Origin of the sequence: Marinobacter sp. LV10MA510-1, assembly GCF_002563885.1 — a bacterium.
Classification (GTDB): domain Bacteria; phylum Pseudomonadota; class Gammaproteobacteria; order Pseudomonadales; family Oleiphilaceae; genus Marinobacter.
Window position 1 is genome coordinate 1,773,449 of the sequence record NZ_PDJA01000001.1, and the last position, 23,107, is coordinate 1,796,555.

The 23,107-nt window shown below is 54.8% G+C and carries 19 protein-coding genes and 4 pseudogenes; 15 read left to right on the plus strand and 8 right to left on the minus strand.

Annotated elements, in window-relative coordinates; all coding sequences use genetic code 11:
* Positions 1-4: 4 nt before the first annotated feature.
* Positions 5-766 carry an SDR family NAD(P)-dependent oxidoreductase gene (locus ATI45_RS08475; RefSeq protein WP_098419105.1) on the minus strand — a complete coding sequence of 254 codons (762 nt, stop codon included), beginning with the start codon at positions 764-766 and terminating at the stop codon, positions 5-7.
* Positions 767-857: 91 nt separating this feature from the next.
* Here ATI45_RS08475 and ATI45_RS08480 point away from each other — a divergent pair, with 91 nt between their 5' ends.
* The 6 genes from ATI45_RS08480 to ATI45_RS08505 all read left to right on the plus strand — a co-directional run bounded on the left by ATI45_RS08480 (position 858) and on the right by ATI45_RS08505 (position 8,017).
* Positions 858-1,271 carry a MerR family transcriptional regulator gene (locus ATI45_RS08480; protein ID WP_098419106.1) on the plus strand — a complete coding sequence of 138 codons (414 nt, stop codon included), beginning with the start codon at positions 858-860 and terminating at the stop codon, positions 1,269-1,271.
* A gap of 24 nt (positions 1,272-1,295) precedes the next feature.
* Positions 1,296-2,462 (plus strand): isovaleryl-CoA dehydrogenase, encoded by a 1,167-nt coding sequence (locus ATI45_RS08485; RefSeq protein ID WP_098419107.1) that lies wholly within the window; start codon positions 1,296-1,298, stop codon positions 2,460-2,462.
* Between the two features lie 171 nt (positions 2,463-2,633).
* Positions 2,634-4,241, plus strand: a complete 1,608-nt coding sequence (locus ATI45_RS08490; RefSeq protein ID WP_098419108.1) for a carboxyl transferase domain-containing protein — start codon at positions 2,634-2,636, stop codon at positions 4,239-4,241.
* A 13-nt stretch (positions 4,242-4,254) separates the two neighbouring features.
* Positions 4,255-5,112: an enoyl-CoA hydratase-related protein gene (locus ATI45_RS08495; protein WP_179888397.1), complete on the plus strand. Its 858-nt coding sequence runs from the start codon at positions 4,255-4,257 to the stop codon at positions 5,110-5,112.
* Positions 5,112-7,118: an acetyl/propionyl/methylcrotonyl-CoA carboxylase subunit alpha gene (locus ATI45_RS08500; protein ID WP_098419109.1), complete on the plus strand. Its 2,007-nt coding sequence runs from the start codon at positions 5,112-5,114 to the stop codon at positions 7,116-7,118. Before ATI45_RS08495 ends, ATI45_RS08500 begins: the two co-directional genes overlap by 1 nt.
* Positions 7,118-8,017, plus strand: coding sequence for a hydroxymethylglutaryl-CoA lyase (locus ATI45_RS08505; RefSeq protein WP_098419110.1), 900 nt, complete (start codon positions 7,118-7,120; stop codon positions 8,015-8,017). Before ATI45_RS08500 ends, ATI45_RS08505 begins: the two co-directional genes overlap by 1 nt.
* Positions 8,018-8,198: 181 nt before the next feature.
* Here ATI45_RS08505 and ATI45_RS22650 read toward each other — a convergent pair.
* From ATI45_RS22650 to ATI45_RS21890, 3 genes and pseudogenes are all read right to left on the minus strand, one after another.
* Positions 8,199-8,417: pseudogene (locus tag ATI45_RS22650) on the minus strand (IS66 family transposase); the annotation flags it as partial.
* Between the two features lie 49 nt (positions 8,418-8,466).
* Positions 8,467-8,583, minus strand: a pseudogene (gene tnpA / locus ATI45_RS23305) (IS66 family insertion sequence element accessory protein TnpA); the annotation flags it as partial.
* 69 nt (positions 8,584-8,652) lie between these two features.
* Positions 8,653-8,880: a hypothetical protein gene (locus ATI45_RS21890; RefSeq protein ID WP_143751149.1), complete on the minus strand. Its 228-nt coding sequence runs from the start codon at positions 8,878-8,880 to the stop codon at positions 8,653-8,655.
* 27 nt (positions 8,881-8,907) lie between these two features.
* Between ATI45_RS21890 and ATI45_RS08515 the strand changes: the two genes are divergently transcribed.
* The 7 genes and pseudogenes from ATI45_RS08515 to ATI45_RS08540 all read left to right on the plus strand — a co-directional run bounded on the left by ATI45_RS08515 (position 8,908) and on the right by ATI45_RS08540 (position 16,143).
* Positions 8,908-9,414 (plus strand): hypothetical protein, encoded by a 507-nt coding sequence (locus tag ATI45_RS08515; protein ID WP_143751150.1) that lies wholly within the window; start codon positions 8,908-8,910, stop codon positions 9,412-9,414.
* Between the two features lie 362 nt (positions 9,415-9,776).
* Positions 9,777-9,986: pseudogene (locus ATI45_RS23145) on the plus strand (DDE-type integrase/transposase/recombinase); the annotation flags it as partial.
* 15 nt (positions 9,987-10,001) lie between these two features.
* Positions 10,002-11,236 (plus strand): annotated as a pseudogene (gene tnpC, locus ATI45_RS08520) (IS66 family transposase); the annotation flags it as partial.
* Positions 11,237-11,547: 311 nt separating this feature from the next.
* Complete coding sequence (locus tag ATI45_RS08525) at positions 11,548-12,372, plus strand: FAS1-like dehydratase domain-containing protein (protein WP_098419112.1); 825 nt, start codon at positions 11,548-11,550, stop codon at positions 12,370-12,372.
* A gap of 10 nt (positions 12,373-12,382) precedes the next feature.
* The gene (locus tag ATI45_RS08530) at positions 12,383-13,543 is read left to right on the plus strand and encodes an acyl-CoA dehydrogenase family protein (RefSeq protein ID WP_098419113.1); all 1,161 of its coding nucleotides are present in this window, start codon (positions 12,383-12,385) and stop codon (positions 13,541-13,543) included.
* Between the two features lie 9 nt (positions 13,544-13,552).
* Complete coding sequence (locus ATI45_RS08535) at positions 13,553-14,947, plus strand: MmgE/PrpD family protein (protein ID WP_098419114.1); 1,395 nt, start codon at positions 13,553-13,555, stop codon at positions 14,945-14,947.
* Positions 14,944-16,143: a CaiB/BaiF CoA transferase family protein gene (locus tag ATI45_RS08540; protein ID WP_098419115.1), complete on the plus strand. Its 1,200-nt coding sequence runs from the start codon at positions 14,944-14,946 to the stop codon at positions 16,141-16,143. Before ATI45_RS08535 ends, ATI45_RS08540 begins: the two co-directional genes overlap by 4 nt.
* Positions 16,144-16,183: 40 nt before the next feature.
* Here ATI45_RS08540 and ATI45_RS08545 read toward each other — a convergent pair whose 3' ends face one another.
* The 4 genes from ATI45_RS08545 to ATI45_RS08560 form a co-directional block, all read right to left on the minus strand.
* Positions 16,184-17,011 carry an HpcH/HpaI aldolase/citrate lyase family protein gene (locus ATI45_RS08545; RefSeq protein WP_098419116.1) on the minus strand — a complete coding sequence of 276 codons (828 nt, stop codon included), beginning with the start codon at positions 17,009-17,011 and terminating at the stop codon, positions 16,184-16,186.
* Between the two features lie 201 nt (positions 17,012-17,212).
* On the minus strand, positions 17,213-18,619 hold the full coding sequence (locus ATI45_RS08550) for a hypothetical protein (protein WP_098419117.1): 1,407 nt from the start codon (positions 18,617-18,619) through the stop codon (positions 17,213-17,215).
* A gap of 153 nt (positions 18,620-18,772) precedes the next feature.
* Positions 18,773-20,425, minus strand: coding sequence for a rhodanese-like domain-containing protein (locus tag ATI45_RS08555; protein WP_098419118.1), 1,653 nt, complete (start codon positions 20,423-20,425; stop codon positions 18,773-18,775).
* Entirely contained in the window at positions 20,337-20,966 is a 630-nt protein-coding gene (locus ATI45_RS08560; RefSeq protein WP_098419119.1) for a cysteine dioxygenase family protein, read from the minus strand. Before ATI45_RS08560 ends, ATI45_RS08555 begins: the two co-directional genes overlap by 89 nt.
* A gap of 99 nt (positions 20,967-21,065) precedes the next feature.
* On the opposite strand from ATI45_RS08560, the gene ATI45_RS08565 reads away from it, so the two are divergent.
* Entirely contained in the window at positions 21,066-21,941 is an 876-nt protein-coding gene (locus ATI45_RS08565) for a LysR substrate-binding domain-containing protein (RefSeq protein ID WP_098419120.1), read from the plus strand.
* A gap of 236 nt (positions 21,942-22,177) precedes the next feature.
* On the plus strand, positions 22,178-23,071 hold the full coding sequence (locus ATI45_RS08570) for a LysR family transcriptional regulator (RefSeq protein ID WP_007349838.1): 894 nt from the start codon (positions 22,178-22,180) through the stop codon (positions 23,069-23,071).
* Positions 23,072-23,107: the final 36 nt, after the last annotated feature.

Genomic DNA, 23,107 nt, shown 5'->3' on the forward strand with positions numbered 1-23,107 from the left:
CAGCTTATCGCGGGGCCATACGCAAAGCGCTATCCAGACGGATGACTTCGCCATTCAGCACCGGGTTACGCACCATCTGGTCTACCATCATGCCAAACTCTTCCGGCTTGCCCAGGCGCTTGGGAAACACCAAGGTTGCCGCCAGGCTGTCTTGCACTTCCTGCGGCATGCCGGAAACCATCGGGGTCATAAACAGCCCAGGGGCAATGGTATTCACCCGAATACCCTCACGCGCCAGCTCACGGGCAGCCTGCAGAGTTAAGGCAACAACGCCGCCCTTGGACGCACTGTAGGCCGCCTGACCAACCTGTCCTTCATAGGCCGCGATAGACGCCGTGTTGATGATAACGCCCCGTTCACCGTCGGCATTGGGTTCACGCTGGGCCATTTCCGCCGCTGCCAGTCGCAGTATGTTAAAGGTTCCGATCAAATTGACTTGCACCACCTTACTGAAATTTTCCAGTGGCAGCACACCCTCGCGCCCCAGAATTTTACCAGCGGTGGCGACGCCTGCGCAGTTTACGGCAACGCCACAAAAACCATGCGCTTCGTTGGCTTTGGCGAAAGCCGCCTCGGCACTTGCGGCGGAACTGACGTCGCACTCAACAAAGATTCCCCCCAACTCTTTTGCAACGGCTTCGCCGCGTTCCTTCTGCAAATCGAAGATCGCTACCTTGCAGCCAGCTGCCGCCAGCGCCCGCGCTGCGCCTTCGCCAAGGCCAGATGCGCCGCCTGTTACAATGGCTGCTACGTTCTGAAATTCCATCGGATACTCCCGTTGCTGTGGATAACAATACAATCAAATGCTTTACGTTTACGTAAACTTTAACTAACCTGACAAAAAAAGGAAACACTCAATGGCTGCAAAGAAAACATACAGCATCAGCGAACTGGCTCAGGAGTTTGACGTAACGACCCGTAGCGTTCGCTTTTACGAAGATCAGGGCTTGCTAAGACCCAGCCGTAAGGGCCAAACCCGCATCTTTAGTTCCAAAGACCGGGTGCGGCTGAAATTAATCCTGCGCGGTAAACGCATGGGACTGTCGCTGGCCGAGACCAAAGAGTTGTTTGACCTGTGGGACGAAACCACCAGTGGTAATGAAAAACAGCTGTTGCTGATGCTGCAAACTATAAAACGCCGCCGTGAGGCGCTCGCTCAGCAGAAAGAAGACATCGCGATCGTTGAGATGGAAATGGAAAACGCCGAGGCCCGCTGTCTCGAAGCATTGAGCGAACTGCAAATAAAAAAGCAGACGGCAACACAGCACTAACGACCCAACAACAAGGTGACCATCATGAAATCGCAATACTCGGAACTGAACTTCGGCCTTGGCGAAACCCTGGACATGCTGCGCGAGCAAATCAACGGTTTCGCCACCCGCGAAATCGCACCCCGTGCGGCAGAGATTGACCAATCCAACGAATTCCCCATGGATTTGTGGAAGAAGTTTGGCGACATGGGCCTGCTCGGCATCACCGTCGACGAAGCCTACGGCGGTTCCGGCATGGGCTACCTGGCCCACGTAATTGCGATGGAAGAAATCAGCCGCGCCTCCGCATCGGTAGGTTTGTCTTACGGCGCCCACTCTAATTTGTGTGTGAACCAGATTCACAGCAACGGCACCGAAGAGCAGAAACAGCAATATCTGCCCAAGCTGCTCAGCGGCGAACACATAGGCGCTTTGGCCATGTCGGAACCCAACGCCGGTTCCGACGTCATCTCCATGAAACTGAGCGCCAAAGACGCCGATGACCACTACGTGCTGAACGGCAATAAAATGTGGATCACCAACGGCCCTGACGCCCACGTTTACGTGATCTACGCCAAAACTGACGTGAAAGCCGGCTCGAAAGGCATCACCGCCTTCATCGTAGAACGCGACGCACCTGGCTTCAGCCGCCACCAGAAACTCGACAAACTGGGCATGCGCGGCTCCAACACCTGCGAACTGGTGTTTCAGGATTGCAAAGTACCCAAAGAAAACATTCTCGGCCAACTCGGTGGCGGTGCTCGCGTGCTGATGAGCGGCCTCGACTACGAACGCCTGGTACTCGCCGGTGGCCCGCTGGGCATTATGCAAGCAGCCATGGACGTGGTTGTGCCCTACATCCGCGAACGCAAGCAGTTCGGCCAGGCCATCGGCGAATTCGAACTGGTACAAGGCAAAGTGGCTGACATGTACACCTACATGAATACCGCCAAATCCTATGTCTACATGGTCGCCCAGTCTGCCGACCGCGGTGAAACCACCCGCAAAGACGCCGCCGGTGCAATCCTCTACTCCGCCGAAATGGCGACAAAACTGGCCCTGGATGCGATCCAGCTGCTGGGCGGCAACGGCTACGTCAACGACTACCCCACCGGCCGCCTGCTGCGCGACGCCAAGCTGTACGAAATCGGTGCCGGCACGTCGGAAATACGGCGCATGTTGATTGGACGAGAGCTGTTTTTGAACAAGTGAAACATCGGGGACAGATTTAAAATCTGTCCCCGCGGCAAGGGCAATAGGGACAGATTTCAAATCTGTCCCTGCTACTGAGGATGGGGACAGATTTGAAATCTGTCCCCGCTGTGGAAGTTCGCCTGAGGCCAGCGCCAAACACCCCAGGCTCGATGCACGGAAACCAAGGCTATGACAATACTCCAAAGCAAAATCAACTCCAGGTCTGAAGAATTTCAGGCCAAACACCAATCCATGGCCGACGCCGTAGCCGACCTGCGAGACAAAGTGGCTACCATCCAACAAGGCGGCGGCCCCAGCTACCAGGAACGCCACATCGCCCGTGGCAAACTGCTGCCCCGGGAACGCATTAACCGCCTGCTGGACGACGGCTCGCCCTTCCTCGAAATCGGCCAGCTCGCCGCCTACAACGTCTATGAAGACAACATACCCGCCGCTGGCCTGATCGCCGGTGTCGGCCGCGTTAGCGGCACCGAGTGCATGATCATCGCGAACGACGCCACCGTAAAAGGCGGCACCTACTACCCGCTGACCGTCAAAAAACACCTGCGGGCCCAGGAAATCGCCCTCGCCAACCGCCTGCCCTGCATCTACCTGGTGGATTCCGGCGGCGCCTACCTGCCGCGCCAGGATGAAGTGTTCCCCGATCGTGATCACTTCGGTCGCATCTTCTACAACCAGGCCCGCATGTCCGCCGAAGACATCCCCCAGATTGCCGTGGTAATGGGCCTGTGCACCGCCGGCGGCGCCTACGTACCGGCCATGGCCGACGAATCCATCATCGTGCGCAACCAGGGAACCATCTTCCTGGCCGGCCCGCCGCTGGTCAAAGCCGCCACTGGTGAAGTGGTCAGCGCCGAAGATCTGGGCGGTGCCGACGTACACTGCAAAGTGTCCGGTGTGGCCGACCATTACGCCGAAAACGACGCCCACGCCCTGGACATTGCGCGCCGCTGCGTGTCTAACCTGAACCGCCGTAAACCCGCAGACGTGCAAATCCGCAAACCCAAAGCGCCCCTGTTCGACGCCAACGAAATTTACGGCATTGTCGGCACCGACCTGCGCAAACAGTTTGACGTGCGCGACGTTATCGCCCGCGTTGTCGACGGCTCAGAATTCGACGAATTCAAACGCTATTACGGTCAGACTCTGGTCACCGGCTTTGCCCATGTGCACGGCTATCCCGTAGGCATTATTGCCAACAACGGCATACTGTTCAGCGAATCCGCCCAAAAAGGCGCGCACTTCATAGAGCTTTGCTGCCAGCGCAATATTCCGCTGCTGTTCCTGCAAAATGTGACCGGTTTTATGGTGGGCCAGAAGCACGAAGCCGAGGGCATTGCCAAACACGGTGCCAAAATGGTGATGGCCGTAGCCTGCGCCAACGTGCCAAAAATTACCGTACTGATCGGCGGCAGCTTCGGCGCCGGAAACTACGGCATGTGCGGCCGCGCCTACAGCCCGGATTTCCTGTGGATGTGGCCTAACGCCCGCATTTCCGTAATGGGTGGCGAACAGGCTGCCGGTGTACTCGCACAGGTTCGCCGCGACGGCATGGAACGCAATGGCGAAACCTGGAGCGGCGAAGACGAAGCCGCCTTCAAACAACCCATTATTGACACCTACGAACACCAGGGCCACCCCTACTTCGCCAGTGCCCGCCTGTGGGACGACGGCGTAATCGACCCAGCCCAAACCCGCGAAGTAGTGGCTCTTAGCCTGTCGGCCACACTTAACCGCCCCGCCCAGCCAACACGCTTCGGCGTGTTCCGCATGTAACGGGGGAATCACCATGACCGAACCAAATTCTGCCCCAACTTTTGTTCCAAATTCGGCCCCTGACTCTGCCCAAAATCTGGCCGTTGTGATCAACACTCGCAGCCCCGGCGTGACCGAAGTGGTGTTGAACCGCCCCGAAAAACGCAACGCTTTTGATGACGTGATCATCGGCCAGCTGATTGCCGCGTTCGAACAGATCGGGCAAGACAGCAGCACGAACGTGGTGGTACTGCGCTCCGAGGGCAAACACTTTTCCGCCGGCGCCGACCTGGGCTGGATGCGGCGCATGGCCGGCAACAGCCAACCGGAAAACCTCAACGATTCAAGAGAACTAGCGCGTCTGATGTCAGTGCTGAACAGCCTGCCACAGCCGGTGATTGGTCTGGTTCAGGGTGCCGCTTTTGGCGGTGCCGTGGGCCTGGCAGCCTGCTGCGATGTCGTTATTGCGACCGAACAAAGCAAGTTCTGCTTAAGCGAAGTGAAGCTGGGGCTGATTCCAGCCGTGATCAGCCCTTACGTGGTGCGCGCCATTGGCGAGCGCCAGGCACGGCGCTATTTTCTGACGGCAGAAGTATTCGATGCCCATCAGGCCTGCGAGTTCGGGTTGGTGCACATCGTTGCTACAGACAACGACGACCTGCAAACCCGCTGCGACCAGATGCTGCAGCAGCTTGCCGGCAATGGCCCTCAAGCCATGGGTGCAGCAAAAGCGCTCATTTTTGCGGTCAGCCAACAGCCTCTGAGCGCAGATGTGATTGAAGACACGGCCCGGCGCATTGCCGATATCCGCGTGGGACAAGAAGGCCAGGAAGGCCTTGCCGCTTTCCTTGAAAAACGTGCTGCCAGCTGGGTTCCGGAGGACCAACACTGATGTTTACAAAAATACTGATCGCCAACCGCGGCGAAATCGCCTGCCGGATCATTGAAACCGCACACGCCATGGGTATTCGCTGTGTGGCTGTCTATTCCGATGCCGACGCCAACGCCCGCCACGTGGCCATGGCCGACGAGGCCTTTCGCATTGGCCCCGCCGCCAGCTCTGAAAGCTATTTGCGCGGTGATATCATTATTGAGGTCGCGCTGAAAAGTGGCGCACAAGCCATTCACCCCGGTTACGGATTTCTGTCCGAAAACACCGGCTTTGCGGAGTCTTGCGAGGCCAATAATCTGGTGTTTATTGGCCCGCCCTCCTCGGCCATCGCCGCCATGGGTTCCAAATCTGCCGCCAAAGAAATTATGGGCAAGGCCGGCGTGCCGTTGGTGCCCGGCTACCACGGTGCCGACCAGGCACTGGAAACCCTGCGCGCCGAAGCCGAAAAGTGTGGTTTTCCGCTGCTACTGAAGGCTGTCGCCGGCGGCGGTGGCAAAGGCATGCGAGTGGTAGAGCATATGGGCGAGTTTAATGAAGCCCTGGCCGCCGCCCAGCGTGAGTCCAAAAACGCGTTCGGCAACCCGGATATGCTGATCGAGCGCTACTTGACCCAGCCCCGCCACGTGGAAATTCAGGTATTTTGTGACCAGCACGGCAACGGCGTGTACCTGGCCGAGCGCGACTGCTCGGTCCAGCGGCGCCATCAGAAAGTGCTGGAAGAAGCTCCTGCACCCGGCCTGAGTGATGAAACCCGCGCCGCCATGGGCGAAGCTGCTGTCACCGCCGCCAAAGCTATCCATTACGTTGGCGCCGGCACCGTCGAATTCCTCTACGACGTTGACGGTTCTTTCTTTTTTATGGAAATGAACACCCGGCTGCAAGTAGAGCACCCGGTCACCGAAATGGTCACCGGCCAGGATCTGGTGGAATGGCAATTAAAAGTGGCCTGGGGCGATGAGTTGCCGCTGGCGCAGAAAGACGTAAAAACCCGCGGCCACGCCTTGGAAGCGCGAATTTACGCCGAAGATCCGGATCAGGACTTTCTGCCCGCCACCGGCACCCTGCGCTATTTGACCACGCCCGATGAAAACGCACACGTGCGGGTAGACACCGGCGTGACCGAAGGCGACGAGATCAGCATTCATTACGACCCGATGATTGCCAAACTGATTGTGTGGGATGAAACCCGGGAACAGGCCATCAACCGCATGGTGCAGGCGCTTGAGAGTTACCGCATTGCCGGGGTGAAAACCAACATCCGCTTTTTGCACGCTCTGGCCGACGCCCAGCCCTTCCGCGAGGCCAAGCTGACCACCGGGTTCATCGACGATCATCACGATTTGCTGTTCCCGAAATCACGTTTAGATACTCAAAAAGCCCTGGTACTGGCCGCAGGCTTCGTACTGGAGCAGCGTAAAGCCGGTGAAGTGAACGCTCAGGATCCCTGGTCGCCGTTCGGCCGCCAGAACAGCTGGCGCATGAACTCGGAATACGCCCAGCCATTGCAGTTCAAAGTGGGCGACGACATCCACGAACTCAAGGTGCTGGAGCAGGATGACGGCTATCAGGTAACCGTAAACGGCAGCCTTTACAACCTGACTGCCCGGCTTGACGATGATCACCTGCAAGCAGTGGTTAACGGTCACCGCCTGAGCGTGCACGGCAACCTGCATAACGATCAACTGGTCTTGTTCCATCAGGGCCAGACCTTCCCGTGTGTGGTCTATCGTGAAACCTACGGCTTTGAAGAAATGGTCAGCGAAGGCAGCCTGGCCGCACCCATGAACGGCGCAGTAGTGGCGATTCAGGCCAAAGTAGGCGATAAAGTAGTCAGCGGCCAAACGTTGGTGATTATGGAAGCCATGAAAATGGAGCACGCCATTAAAGCGCCAGCCGATGGCGTAGTCACCGACATTTTTTACGCCGAAGGTGACCAGGTGGCGGAAGGCGCAGAATTGATCGCAGTGCAAGTAGAGACGGAAAGCGAGCAACAGGAGGCAGGCTAATGGCCTTTCCCAAGCGTGTAAGACTGGTAGAAATGAGCCCCCGCGATGGCTTGCAGAACGAGCCCGGCCCGGTAATTCCCACCTCCGTCAAAGCTCGGCTGATCAAACGCTTAGTGGACTGCGGGCTTACCCATGTGGAAGCCGCAAGCTTTGTATCACCACGCTGGGTACCGCAAATGGCTGACGCCAGCGACGTGATGGCACTGATCGAGCGCAAGCCCGGTGTGTGCTATGCAGCGCTGACGCCCAACCTGCGTGGCTTTGAAGGCGCTCTGGCCGCGGGTGCCAGCGAAGTAGCCGTGTTTGGCGCGGCCTCAGAATCGTTCAGCCAGAAAAACATCAACTGCTCCATCGCCGAAAGCCTTGAGCGCTTTGCTCCGGTGATGGAAGCCGCAAAGCACAACGGCATTCCAGTGCGTGGTTACGTGTCCACCGTGCTGGGCTGCCCTTACGAAGGCGAGATCGCCCCGGCCAAAGTGGCCGAAGTGGCCAAAGCCCTGTTTGACATGGGCTGCCATGAAATTTCACTCGGCGACACCATTGGTACCGGCACCCCGGCCAAGGCCAAGCGTATGCTCGAAGCCGTTGTTCGCCATGTGCCGGTAGAGCACCTGGCGGCACACTTTCACGACACCTACGGCCAGGCCCTGGCCAATCTGTACGCGGTTCTGGAAGAAGGCGTGGCGGTGATAGATGCTTCCGTTGCCGGCCTGGGTGGATGCCCCTACGCCAAAGGTGCGTCTGGCAATGTGGCCACCGAAGACGTGCTGTACATGCTGGACGGGCTGGGCATTGAAACCGGCGTTAACCTGCGCCAACTGGTGGCGACAGGAAACTGGATCAGCCATCGCCTGAAGCGCCGCAATGGCTCCAAGGTCGGCCTGGCTCTTCAACTCTAATCCGGATTTCTTATAAAAGAATAAAGATCAGCTAAAAGTGCTGCCACTCCAAATATCTAATTAACCCATCAAGCACTAATAGCCGCACCAAACTTAGTTAACCACTACAAAGTCCACTAAGAAATAGGTGGACACTATCCTGACGGCTGCGGCACGGGGCTCAAGATGGATTTACCGGACGCTCACTCTCAACTTCCAGCTCGGCTTCATCAAACAGTTGAATCTGGTGTGCGGGCTTTTCACTGCTAGCACCAAACTGCTGAATTCGCTTCAAACGCAGCAGTTCTTTGAAAATCTGGATGTAGTGATCGCGCTGTTGAATTCCACCGCTTTTGGCCGTCAGTTCCTGCTGAAGACCTTAGACAACCGACAGCAATGCAGCAGCCGAAAGGCCGCTGATACCGAGTGCTTTTGAAGGTGCTCCAGTAAGTCTTGAATCGGGGCCAGTAAACAAATTGATGGTAAACCAGTGGCTGTTGCTTGCAGTAAGCGCTGCCGGGCGCGTCGGAGGCCTGCCAGTCAGTGATATGCTGCTGCCAGACATGCGCTCGTTCGGTTGGGGTCATGCTGATTCCTTATGGAATGGGTGAGGAAGTCAGTGTGTGCAATCGGCGAGCCGGAATGTAGGTGCTGATTTATTGGCGCTTACGATCGATTCGCTGGCAGGTGAATGCGTTCAGTTCCAGCAACTGGCCGATGGTCATGTCTTTAATGCGCATGATTTTCAGGCGCCGGCTGCCTCGATTGTTTGTCGGTATGCGTTTGTCCACCAAGGATCTCAGCGGCTTGTCCGCAAACCTTGTAGTGGCATACTCCCCCTCTGTCAGCCTAGTTGTCCAGTTGGCGATTTTGCCTAAATTCATGTCAGATCGGGCGGTGTGAGAGCAGTCATGCCACGTTATTCCGAGGAACGTAAAGCGGCCGTGTTGAAGAAGTTGTTACCTCCGCAAAACCGCAGTGTGGTGTCGGTAGCCGCAGAAGAAGGCATATCCGGTGTGACTCTGTGTAGTTGGTTAAAACAGTGTCGACAACGAGGAGTGCCTGTGCCGGGTTATCGTAATGCTGGAGACGATGGGTCTCCTGAATCCAAGTTGGCCGTCGTGATCGAAACGGCGTCTATGTCCGAAGCTGAGCTGAGCGCGTATTGCCGCCAGAAAGGCCTGTATCCCGAGCAGGTGCAGCGCTGGAAAGAGGCCTGTCTACACGGGACTGGTCTGCAAGAAGGGCAAGGGAAAGCCGCTCAGAAGCAGCAGCGAGACGCCCGTAAGACCATCAAAAAGCTGCAAGCGGAAGTTCGCCGTAAGGATCGGGTTCTGGCAGAAACGACCTCATTGTTGGTGCTGTCAAAAAAGCTCGAAGCCTTGTACGGCGAGGACCCGGACAGCGAGGACAGCTAACACCGCTGACCGAACGTACAAGGCTTTTAAACGACTATGACGAAGCGGTCGCCAGTGGCGCAGCCCGGTACAAGGCGGCCGACTTGATGGAGCTGAGTCAGCGCACGTTGAAGCGCTGGCGACAGGCTAACGGCGCTGTGGCGGAAGATCAACGTCCGCAAGCGGAGCGCGTTGTGCAGCCACACCAGCTCACTCACGCTGAAGAAGCGGCCATCCTGGATACCTGCAATGAACGGGAGTATCAGAGCTTGCCACCGTCTCAGATCGTGCCTCGACTGGCGGATAAAGGGCTTTACCTGGCGTCTGAGTCCTCGTTCTACCGAGTGCTCAAAAAGCACCAGCACTTGAATCATCGGGGCCGTATGAAACCGCCGCGCAAGGTCCCTGCGCCCACCAGCTTTACGGCCACAGGCCCGAACCAGGTCTGGAGCTGGGACATCAGTTATTGCCCCTCAGAGGTGCGCGGTCAGCACTGGTATCTGTACCTGATCATGGACATCTACAGCCGTAAAATCGTGGCTTGGGAAATTCATGAAGCAGAGTCCGGCGAGCTTGCCAAAAAGCTCATTGATCGAGCTCTGTTCGGCATGTCACAACGTTCCGATCTTAACCAACTCTTTAACGAACAACTCCACGCCCCAGCGGCAGATCTGTTTGATCGCATGGAGAACAAAGATCGGGCTTTGATTCACCGTGATGCGGTCATCGAAAAGCTGACCCACAAAGTGGCGATTCTTAAGCGCCATAAATACGCCCAACGCAGCGATCAGCTGGATGCAGTTCAAGGTAACTTGTTGGATTAACTGATCGACGTCGACCTTGGCACCATCGAAGCCGGACTGGCCCAGATAACATTCGATCAAGCATCGACCCCACCAAAAAACAGCCCAAGCGGGCTCCGCTGCCGCTAGAATTGCCCCGCACCCTGATCCAGGCTCCGGTGCCGGCCCAAGTCATTAATAAAGGCATCCCCACCGCTGAACTGCTGACCCAAGTGCTAGTGGCCAAGTACTCGGATCATTTACCACTGTATCGTCAAGAACGCATCTTCGATTGCGCCGGCCTCACCATCCCGCGCTCCACACTGGCTGCCTGGTTGGGAACCTGCGGCGTGCAGTTACAGCCCTTGGTGGATGCGCTGAGAAACGTCCTCTTACAACATACCGTGTTACACGCTGACGAAACACCGGTCAGCATACTGGCCCCGGGCAAGAAGAAAACCCACCGGGCTTACGTCTGGGCTGACTGCACGACACCGTTCTCAGATCTCAGCGAGGTGATTTACGAGTTCGCTCCAAGCAGCGCCGGCGAGCACGCGCGTAGCTTCCTGGGGACTGGCAAGGCAAATTGGTCTGCGACGATTACTCAGGTTATAAAGCGGGCTTCGGCAACGGCATCACCGAAATCGGTTGCATGGCTCATGCCCGGCGCATGTTCTACAACTTGCACCAGGCCGGCCAACAAGAGCGAACTGGCGGCACAAGCTCTCGAATACATCGGCCAACTGTAGATGATTGAGCGAGAAGCCAAAGACCTGCCGCCGGATAAACGACAATCCATCAGAAGTGAAAAAGCTCGGCCCATTGCTGATGCCCTGCATCAATGGATGTTGGCTCACCGACAGAAAGTGTCGGATGGCTCCGGCATGGCCAGAGCCATCGATTACAGCCGTAAACGCTGGAAAGCGCTGACGCGCTATCTCGATGATGGGACGGTGCCCATCGATAATAACTGGGTGGAAAACCAGATACGCCCGTGGGCGCTGGGACGTTCTAACTGGCCGTTCGCAGGTTCACTCAGAAGTGGCCAGCGCGCTTCTTCGTGACGTGAAGGAGATCAACTACGCCATGGAATGAATGCTTACGCATGGAGACGCCTCACGAGGTTATTATGAGATGAACGTGTTCAATCGTAAAGCTGGGGTATAAGTGCTGAATTATGTACGCTCACTGCTTTTTCAAAGTAGCTATCCTGTGGCGACCAATAAAGCTTCAAAATAATGATTTTTATACATAAAATCTAAACATTCCAAATTTGTGAACCCAGCCTTCCACATTCTCAAATTCTATAGTTGTTGTTAATTGCGCATACTTTTCTCACATAAAACATAACAAGAGCGAATCAGGAGCGTTTATGGGCGATCACTCATATGATAGCTGGTTGGGCAAAAGCGAATTGGTTGAAGACAGCATGTCCGAATGCCTCGTTAAGCGAATAGCCGTTACCTTCGGAACTGAAACGCCAGAACATGGAGTGCCACTGCCACACCTGTGGCACTGGGCTTTTTTTCAAGAGCCTGTCAGTGAAGATTTGACCGGTCCAGATGGCCACCCCGTACTGGGTCAGTTTATGCCTCCGGTCGAAGGCCGCAATCGTATGTGGGCTGGTGGCCGCCTTGCTTTCCACACCCCCTTGCTAGTTGGAAAACCAGCACAGCGCCGCACTGAAATCATTAAAATCACAGAAAAACAGGGCAACACCGGTGCGTTATTGTTCGTTACGCTCCGGCACCAGTACATTCAAGACAATATATTGTGCATTGACGAAGAGCAGGATGTGGTTTACCGCGCACCAACCGCGCCGCGCCTGAAAGATAGCGGCGAGATTCCGTTGATGCACTGGCAAGAAAGCGTGGCGCCGTCGACGGTAATGTTGTTCCGCTACTCGGCGGTGACCTTCAATAGCCATCGCATCCATTACGACTATCCCTACGTGACCGCAAGCGAGGGCTATTCGAACCTGGTGGTCCACGGCCCACTGATCGCCACTCTGCTGCTACACAGTTTCATTAGCAACAACCCTGAGAAAGAGCCAAAACACTTTGAATACCGTGGCGTTCGACCATTAATTCAGGGAACTGAGTTCAGCCTTGGCGGCTATGCAAAAACCGACAACGAAAGCGTGCTGCTAGCCTTTAACGACAACGGCCCGGCCCAGCAAGCCCGTGTAACCTATTAAGGAAAATATCATGTTTGATAATCAAGAATCCCTGGATGCTATCCGCGATGGTGTACGTAGTCTGTGTGTAAACTATGGTGCCGAATACTGGCGTGAGCTGGACGAGAGAAAGGCCTTTCCCGAAGCCTTTGTTGAAGAGATGACCAAAGCTGGCTGGCTGGGAGCCATGATTCCTGAAGAATTTGGTGGTTCTGGCCTGGGGTTGACCGAAGCATCGGTAATCCTGGAAGAAGTGAATCGTTGTGGCGGTAATGCTGGAACCATTCACGGTCAGATGTACAACATGTTCACCTTGCTGCGCCATGGCAGCGATCAGCAAAAAGAATACTACCTACCAAAATTGGCATCTGGCGAATTGCGTCTGCAATCGATGGCTGTAACCGAGCCAACAACCGGCACTGATACCACAAAGCTCAAAACCACTGCGGTGCGCAAGGGCGACAAATACGTCATTAACGGCCAGAAGGTGTGGATTTCGCGGGTTCAACACTCTGATCTTATGATTCTGTTAGCCCGCACAACACCGTTGCAAGAAGTCACCAAGAAGTCTTTAGGCATGTCCATTTTTATTGTTGACCTGCACAAGGCTATCGGTAATGGCTTGTCTGTTCAGCCCATTGCCAACATGGTAAATCACGAAACCAATGAGCTGTTTTTTGACAATCTGGAAATTCCAGCCGACAGCCTGATTGGCGAGGAAGGTCTGGGTTTCCGTTATATTCTGGACGGCCTGAACGCCGAGCGTGCGTTGATCGCAGCTGAATGCATTGGTGACGGTCACTGGTTTATTGAAAAAGCGGCCAAATACGCGTGTGAGCGGGAAGTTTTTGGCCGGCCGATTGGCAAAAACCAGGGAATTCAATTTCCCATCGCACAGTCTCACATTGAGGTTGAAGCGGCTGACCTGATGCGTTGGAAGGCTTGCTGGCAATATGACAACGGCCACAATGCCGGTGCTAGCGCCAACATGGCAAAGTACCTGGCTGCAGAAGCCTCTTGGAAGGCGGCTAACGCCTGCATGCAAACCTTCGGTGGCTTCGGTTTCGCTAACGAATACGATATTGAACGTAAGTTTCGCGAGACTCGGTTGTACCAGGTGGCGCCGATTTCAACCAATCTGATTCTTTCCTACGTTGCTGAGCATATTCTTCAGCTACCGCGGTCGTTCTAGGAGTTGACAATGACTGATGCAACCCGGGCCCTTGCTGGATTTTTGGCTGACCTGACATACGACGACATTCCGGATTACGTCGTTGAGCGCTGCGAGGAGCTCTTTCTGGATTGGATGGGATCGGCACTGGCCGGAAAGGACTACCCTCCGATTCCTATTTTTCAGAAATATGCCCGGCGGATGGGCCCCGATAGTGGTCGTTGCGAAGTGCTGGTTGACCGAAGCCGTACCTCGCCCTGGTTCGCTGCATTTGTAAACGCTGCTTCATCGCACGTGGTTGAGCAGGATGACCTGCACAACAGCTCGGTACTTCACCCCGGTACCGTGGTGTTCCCGGCAGTCTTGGCTGCCGCTCAGGAGCTGGACGTTTCCGGTCGGGATTTAATTTTGGCGTCGGTGGCCGGATACGAGGCGGGAATTCGGATTGGTGAATTCTTGGGGCGCTCTCATTACACGATTTTTCATACGACCGGGACAGTGGGTACATTGGCCGCAGCAGTAGCTGTGGGCAAGTTGTTTAAGTTCGACACAGATCAGTTCGTTAATGCGCTGGGAAGCGCTGGTACCCAAGCGTCTGGTTTGTGGGAGTTCCTGCGTGACGCTGCGAATTCTAAGCAGTTGCACACCGCAAAAGCGGCTGCAGACGGACTGCTTGCGGCCTACATGACTGAAGAAGGGCTTACCGGAGCGAGCCAGATTCTTGAAGGCCGGCAGGGTATGGCTGCGGGTATGTCCAGCGATGCGGAGCCTGCGTTCCTGACAGACCAACTTGGGTCTCGTTGGGCGCTAGCGGAAACCTCGTTCAAGTTTCACGCTTCCTGCCGACATACGCACCCGGCGGCAGACGCACTGCTGGCACTGATGCAGAAACACGACCTCGTAAGCAGTGACATTGAGTCTGTTGTGGCGAAAGTGCACCAAGCCGCAATCGATGTGCTTGGTATGGTGAACGAGCCCACCACAATTCACCAAGCAAAGTTCTCGATGGGTACTGTGCTGGGACTGATTGCCGTATACGGCAGCGCCGGTGTCCTCGACTTCCAGGATCGCGCATTGCAGAGTGAAGAAGTAGCACACTTCCGTTCTTTGGTGAGTATGTCGCTAGATCCGGAAGTGGATAAAGCGTATCCCGTCAAATGGTTGGGCCGAATCGAGGTGGTCACAACCGATGGTCGGCGACTGAGTGCCGCAATAGACGATCCCAAAGGGGATCCGGGCAACCCGATGTCTCGAGGCGAGTTGGAAGAAAAGTTTCACAGATTGGTCGCTTTTTCAAAAGCTGCCACGCAGGCTGAGGCGGATCAACTGATCAGTTGGGCCTGGCGGCTTCGGGATGCCAGCAGTGTTAGTAATCTGCTGCCCCAGTCACCTCGGACCCCACTCATTGACAGGAAGCGCACATGAGCAACAGCGAAATCCGTCCGTTGGACGGCATCACAGTGGTCAGCCTAGAGCATGCGATTGCGGCTCCATTCTGCACGCGTCAGTTAGCGGACCTTGGTGCCAGAGTTATCAAAATTGAGCGCCCCGGCGTTGGGGATTTTGCCCGTGGATACGACGAGCGGGTTCATGGCCTATCGTCACATTTTGTCTGGACTAACCGCTCAAAGGAAAGTCTTACTCTGGATGTCAAAGCGGAACCGGCAAAGCCTATTCTTGAGCAATTGCTGGAAGAGGCTGATGTTTTTGTTCAAAATTTAGCGCCGGGAGCTTGTCGTCGCCTGGGTCTTTCTTACGAAGATCTGCATGAACGATTTCCCAAATTAATTGTGTGTGATATTTCCGGTTACGGCGACAGCGGGCCTTACCAGTATCGTAAGGCCTATGATTTGCTGATTCAGAGCGAGGGTGGTTTTCTGTCCACAACCGGTGCCCCAGGCCCTGACGGAATGGCGAAGGCGGGCTGTTCGATTGCCGATATCTCCGCCGGCATGTATGCCTACACCAACATCCTGTCTGCGTTAATGCTCCGCCAAAGAACAGGGGAAGGCTCACACATCGATGTGTCGATGCTTGAGTGCCTGGTTGAGTGGATGGGATACCCGCTGTATTACGCCTACCAAGGTGCTGAGCCGCCACCGCGCGCTGGTGCCTCCCACGCGTCGATCTATCCTTATGGCCCTTTTACGGCGGGCGATGGTAAGCAGGTCATGCTGGGCCTTCAGAACGAGCGTGAGTGGCTGGCGTTCTGTAATAAGGTATTGAATCTGCCTGAATTGGCAGATGATCACCGTTTTTCCAGTAACCAGCTGCGTTCGGAGAACCGCGACGATCTACGGGGTATTATTCAGCAAGTATTCGCGTCTATGTCCGCGGAGCAGGCCGCTCAGCGATTGGATGACTCGGCCATCGCTAATGCCAAAGTAAACGATATGCACGATGTCTGGGCGCATCCGCAACTGAAATCCCGAAATCATTGGCATACGGTGGAAAGCCCCGCGGGCACAGTTTCGGCACCGTTGCCTCCGGGTCGGAGTAGTGCCTATAATCCGGTGATGAACCCGGTCCCCGCTCTGGGTGAACATACCGCCAGTATTCTTGCGGAACTTGGCTATCACGAAGAGCAGATTCAAGGATTCAAAAGTGACGGAGTGGTCTGAATGATTTGAGAGCCGGGTTGGAAAACCCGGCTGCAATTTCTTATGCCTGTGGTTGAGCTCGCGCTAACACGTTGTGGGCCTGTTTGATAACCGGGGCATCTACCATTTTACCGTTAAACTGGAACACGGCGCCAAACTCTGCAGCGCCGGCAACGACTTGCTGTGCCCACTCAACTTGACTGGCGTTTGGCGTAAAGGCTTGATGAATAGCAGGCAATTGTGCCGGATGAATAGCTAGCATGCCTGTGAAACCCATCTGACTGGCGTTAATCGCCACCTGCAAGACCACATCCGGCTGATCAATTACCGGTACCACCGTTTCTACCGGAGGTGCCAGGCCCGCTGCTCTAGAATGAATGACCAGTTGGCTACGGCAGTGGTCCAGCATCTTCTCGGCCCCTGGGGTATCTGAGATCAGCCCAAGATCGGACGCCAGATCCAGAGCGCCAATGCTCAAACGTGCAATTCCACGCGCTTTTACCAGTTCAGCTAGTGCCGCAATGCCCGCGCCGGATTCAATCAACGGCCATACCGGTTTTTTCGTTGTATCGGCGGTGTATTCAATGTCTTTAGCGCTGTCTGCTTTGGCCAGCATCACACCAAACACCGCTTCGGCATCACGGCAGAGCGCTAGATCGGCTTCAAATGCGTCCGTGTCTGCGCTGTTTATCCGCACCAACACTTTCACGTCGGGATTCTGCTCGAAGAACGTCACCAGGGTAGAGCGCGCCTGATCCTTGGCGTCGGCGGGCACCGCATCCTCGAGATCCACAATCACGGCGTCGGCGCCGCTAGCCAACGCTTTACCGATTCTATCTGGCCGCGTGGCGGGAACAAAAAGAAACGATCGCAGATGATCTTCAGTCATGTCGCATTGCCTTATTTAAATAATTTTAAGAACTGTTCGCTAAAGATATTGCGGGAAAGTCCTATACGCTCGGCGCCGCCGAGCTAAGTCTCCGCGTTGACGGATAGCGTGTTCACTGGTGGAATTAGGATGAGCGACGTTCCGCCCGATTTCTCAGCGAGGCAGTCAATTCTATCATGAATTTCCTGATACCAGTCCGGGTCAAAGGATATAGAAAAGCGATAACGCCCACAGGGTCAGGGCAGTGCCGGCCACGAGAACAAACACCCCGTTCCAGCCCAAACCAGCCCTTAGGGGTGACACTCCGCCCAAGGACGCAGCCAGCATGACGGACGCTGTGTATGGTGAGGTTACTCCGCTCAGCGCCCATCCAGATGTAATCGCCACGACCAGCGCCGTAGGTGGAATCCCCATAACCTCGGGTGAAGGCAAAATGGGCACCAGCAGCGAAACGGCGAGGATTGGATTCATGCCAAGCTGCCCTGTAATAGGGATCACCCAAACCATCGCGGCAACGATGATCCAGGGCGGGATCGTTGTCAGGTCAAGCCCTTGTGCCTGCACCAGTGGCACCAACAGAAATGCCCCCAAACTGCCGATAAAACCGGCCATGAACAGCAAGACGATCTCGCCGCGATAACGGGGCAATTCGCGCGTGACGAACAGCAGGGCGCGCTTTCGGATGTTGGCGCTGCGCGTAAAACCAACCGGGGGGCGTTGCATTGCGATCCACAGAATGGCGATGACTGGAATAAGCGACATGACAGCACCAATCACCTCTACTTCCGTGACCGTATGCAACAGCGCGACGCCAACCAACACAAGCCCCAGTAGCAACAGCAATGGACGCAACTGAGTTACCCATCGCTCTGTTTCCACCGGGCGTGTACTGGGTTTAACGGGCGGCTTGTAAAGTGCGTCTAGGCCCCATCCGATCACCAGCACCATCAGCGCGCTGACAACCCCGGGCAGGGCAGCGTCACTCCAGCGTGCACCCGGTACGACGGCTACGCTGATGATCATCGAAAACCCCAGGGGCGACCAGCACAGAGTAGACGCAAAGCCCCGCTGGATCGCGATCATCATGCGGCGGGTGCGTTGCTTGCGAATTTCGGGGTCAGGCTCGCGCGCGGTACTTTCGGTCGCCAAAGTGCCCAGCAATGATATTGACCCATAAAGCAGAATGAGTGCGAACAGATGTCCACCAATGGTCAGGGCTGTGTAACGTAACCCCGACCGTTGCCGTGCCAGAAATCGCCCGCATTCGACAATTTCTGGTGCGGTCATAGCGGCATTCCGGATTGACGTCAGGGCTGTGAACAGCGCCATTACCATTGCACCGCGCTGCGCCGCTATTGCGGTTGCTGCCATCCAGTCCGTATGAGTTAGTGCAGCCCAAAGCACTAATGCGATCGCGATTAGCACGAAAATAACCCGCGAGACGGCCACACCAAAGCTGAAAATAGCGACTGCGATTAAGGCGAGTACCGAAGCGGCTACTGCGAATGCGGAATAATTCGTGTATTCGAAGGAGGTCATCAAGAAAACGACCCCGACTGGCAGAAAGCCAGCCAAGGCAAAATAGCGCGAGGAGGTTGAGATATTCATTCAGGCCGTTCGATCTCCTTTACATGTAGAAAAACGGCGCGCCTGTTCACCCAATTGACCGATGCCTAAAAAATAGAGGGTCGACATTCTTTAGTGGCAGGCAAGATCTATCGGATTGGCTTTTCGTTTCATTAAGTATCTTCTCAAACAGGACTAGATTCTGAAGATACTGCGCTCCTGATCATCAAGTTGCGCTAACAGGTCGGTTTCCCAGGCTAGATAACGACGAGAAGCTTCCAGGTTGCCATCGTGTCGGTCATGCACAAAAAACAGGTAATCTATGCAGCTGGTATCATTTGGCTTATTCGGAGTGCGCTCTAGGGTAATGCCTTTATTTTGCCAGTCTACAAGTGTTGAAGCCAACCAACCTATGTTTTTAAAGCCTTGCGCTTTGAGCTCTATGGTGAGGCATGCCGCGCGTTCCATATCGGCAATTATTACGACGGACTGCTGATAATCCGTACTGGTGATCTGCTCATTGAGTAGCGACCGGTTTGCCCAGAAAGAACCGGGTAAGTGACCCTCTCGATACTGCATGCTGGGGCGTGCATCGAGACAAAGCGTTGCTGGGTGCAAAGCTTCTTCTAGCTGCACTTTTCGCGGAATTTCCAGTCGCAAATCAGATTCAGATTGCTTCTTAAAGTTACGCAGGCTCCTCCATGAATCCCTTCCACCTCGCAGCCAGGCAACGTCTACTCCCATCAGCGCTAACCAGCCGGCAACCATTGGAGCGCGGCACTCTTCATCATCGATCAGCACTACGCGAGCGTTCTGCACGCCTACCCAGTGGTCAAAGGCCTGGATCAACTGTCCGCCTGGCGCGTGGACGGCAGCTGCGTGTCCGTTCTTTCGATATTCTTCCTCAGTACGAATGTCAAAAACATAAGTAGTGCGCTGCTCGTCCGCTAGCCAGTCATTCAACGTTGGCTCGTTAACTGCCGCCACCTGGTGCGATTCTGCAAATTGGCGGGCAGCCGCGCCAAATGCAGGGTCAACCCTGACTTCATCGGGGTAATAGCGCTTACTTCCGCACTCAAGTGATAGTCCGGCTAATTGCCATCCTTGAGTGCCATTTTCAAGGGCGTAGACCGGATTCTTGATACCCAGCCAACGAAGAGTCTGGGCTCCAATAATGCTACGGGTGCGACCCGCACAATTTATGACCACCGGCGTTTCAGTGTCACCATCGAGGATAGTGGAAATCCGCTTAGCGAGTTCGCCGTTGGGGCAGCACATACTTGCAGGTATGTTCATCTTGTTATATTCGGCAACAGGACGGCCATCAATAATATAAACAGGCAGGCCTTGGCGCTGCCATTCGGCTAATTGAGCAGCGCCTATTTCGGCAGGCTCTAACTGTTTATGTACAAGCTCGCCAAAGGTCTTGCTAACCACATTAACCCCAGCGAAGAGGCTATAACCGGCATCCCGCCAACCTGCAGCGCCGCCTTCCAGCCAGGCTATATTGCTATAACCGAGATCTGCCAGGCATTGGCCAGCGCGGCGAGCCCGACCTTCATCACTGCTGTCCATCACGACCAACAATGTGCTAAGCCTTGGTACCAGTTCACCGATTCGAGCCTCAAGAAGGCTGAAAGGCGCGTTCACCGATTGGAATGGATGGCCTGTGCCGTATTCACCGAACTCACGAATGTCGAGAAAAGCGACCTCTTGGCCGTCGCTGGCCAGTAATCGCTTAAGCTCCTGAGGTGCGATACTAGGCACTGTCATCCTCCATGCTCTCATCCTCACCCTCTGCAACTCGGCTTTTGACCCCAATGTCCATGGTTTTGCAGGTTTCTGCATCGATATCAAAACTTGTCCGTTGTGACAGTGTTTCTAACGCGCGTCCATAAAGGTGCAGGTGGCGAACAGGCGTATCACCGTCAACGCGAACAGAGTGGATATCATCGGCCAGCAGAGCAACACCGCCCCCCTTGCCAACAAGAATTTTCTCGCCGGTTTTCAGCGTGGCTTTCCCCGGCTCCCGACCATCGTCCAATCGTTCATAAAGTGTGTTGTACTCATCTCCCTCAACGCCTGCGATACAGGCCCAAGTTGTATGATCGTGGGGGGGGACGAATTTTCCGGGGCGCATAACGTTCAGGTAGAGCGCGACGGTCAAGTCATCACCCTGGTCGATAAGGTATCGAGCTTGATACTCGTCAGGCGCTGACGGAGGAAAATCGGATTCGCTCCAAAGCGCACTTTGCGCGGCTAGCTGTTTGACTTCATCCAATACAGTGTCGAGCGACTGACGGGTGACGGCCTGAGAGGCCAATATTTGACGTACCCGGCTAAGTGCGTCCGAAACGACCTGTTGACGATGTGAGGCTGAAGAACTCATGGCTATTCCCTTGTAACTAAAGTTCCGTCTAAATTACTCCTTTAAGCATGCTATTTATAATAAGATTTAAGCTGTAATAGATAACCAGAGCTTAACTATATGCGCCACCTAGACCTATCGCTGCTCAGAACATTCGTCGCAATTTGTGACGAGGAGAGCTTCGCCAAGGCTGCACTGAAAGTTCATAAATCACAGCCTGCTATTAGCCAGCAAATGGGGCGCTTGGAAAAGGAGCTGCAAGTGTCGCTGTTCATCAAGCGTGGCCGCCGTAAACAGCTGACAGCGGCGGGCGTTCGCCTGTCAGAGTACGCTCGCCGTCTGCTGGCGCTACACGACGAGCTGTGGACAACACTGGATGATCAGGAGCTTATTGGTCCGGTACGAATAGGAGCACCAGCGGATATTGCCGACACCGTGCTACCGAGCATTTTGCAATCCTTTGCACGAGCCAACCCGCGCTTGTCGATGGCCATACATGTTGGCCGCAGCCCAGATCTTATGGACATGCTGTTCGCCGGTGAACTTGATTTGACCATCTCGACGCGTAAAGCAGATGGCTATCCGAATCTGGTGCTTCGGAGTTCTCCGGTGGTGTGGATTGCTGCCAGTGACTATCAGTTAGTCAGCGATGAGCCGCTGTCGCTAGTTTTGGCTGATGAACCCAGCATTTTTCGGGCTATCGCTCTTGAAGCACTCACACGCGAGCAGTGGGACTACAAAGAAAGTTACATTGCGCCTAATTTGGCAGGAATCAAAGCGGCGGTGCGAGCTGGGCTTGGCATTACAGCCCGCAGTATTGAAATGGTCACACCCGAATTCAGGGTGTTAGGTGAGAACCAGGGGTTGCCTTCATTGCCTACCATTAATTTTTACCTCTACTTGCAAAACGATAGCCCTAGCGAAGCAGCCAAAAAACTTTATCAGTTGCTAGCGAGCCAGGTTGGAGGCGCCTCACCATCGTTGGATAGCGACTAACTGCGATGATGCGAGGAGTTACGTTTACAAAACGCCCGATCACTTGAAGAGGGTATTTAATGTGGATAGGCTCCGAACAGTGCTATGTATTTCAGCCAATTGAGCAGGAGTGCTGAGATCCTGACCTGAATTCGGAATTAAAGCCAATCTGGAAAAATTCGCCTAAAGCTAACTCCGTAAAGTGCTATTCTTTACCTTGCAAAAAATGAACTCTCGACTCAACCGAGCAACGCATAATGCATTTTGACTTACCTGATTTACGACTTTTCATTCACGTTGCTGAAGCCGGCAGCATGACTGCAGGGGCAAAGCGCGCAAGCCTCTCGACAGCCGCAGCTAGCACGCGCATTAAGTCCTTGGAAGGTCAGCTGGGTAGTCGTTTGTTTTACCGCGCCAGCCAAGGAGTAGAGCTGACGCCTGCTGGGGAAAAGCTGCTCCAACACGCGCGTTCAATAATGAGGCAGGTCGAGTATGTAAAAGCGGACTTTTCCGAGTACCGGGATGGCGAAAGTGGGCATATTCGAATTTTTGCCAACACCACCGCGGTCACGGATTTCATGCCAGAAGTCCTCGCTAGTTTCCTAGGGGAAAGGCCTGGCATAACGATTGATTTGCAAGAAAGACTTACAAATGACATTTTTCGCGGGGTGCTCGACGGGGCTACCGATTTGGGCGTAACGTCCGGTAAAATTGAGATAAAAGGCGTCGAAATTCTGCCTTTTAGCGTAGATCGTTTAGTTGCGGTTGTAGGGTCCAATCACCCTTTAGCTGGAAGCAAGCCTGTTGATTTCAAAGATACCATTGGCTTTCCCTATTTGGGTTTGCACGATGGCAGCACCCTAACTCAATTCCTCAAAAAAGAAGTGGCGAAACTTGGCGAACAGCTGTCGCTGCGGATGCAAGTTTACGGTTTTGAGCAAACCTGCCGTATGATCGAGGCCGGTGTTGGTATGGCTATCCTGCCGGAGTCTAGCGCTTTGCGTTACCAGAAAAATATGAAACTGGACATTGTGCTTTTAAAGGATGCTTGGGCAACGCGAGAACGCGCAGTGATTGTGCGGGAGTACGCCTCATTGCCGGAAGCCTGCAAAGCACTTATTCAATCCATTCGGGACTACCATAATTACTGACGAGTATACCGCCTTTCAAAGTGGACCCCGAATTCC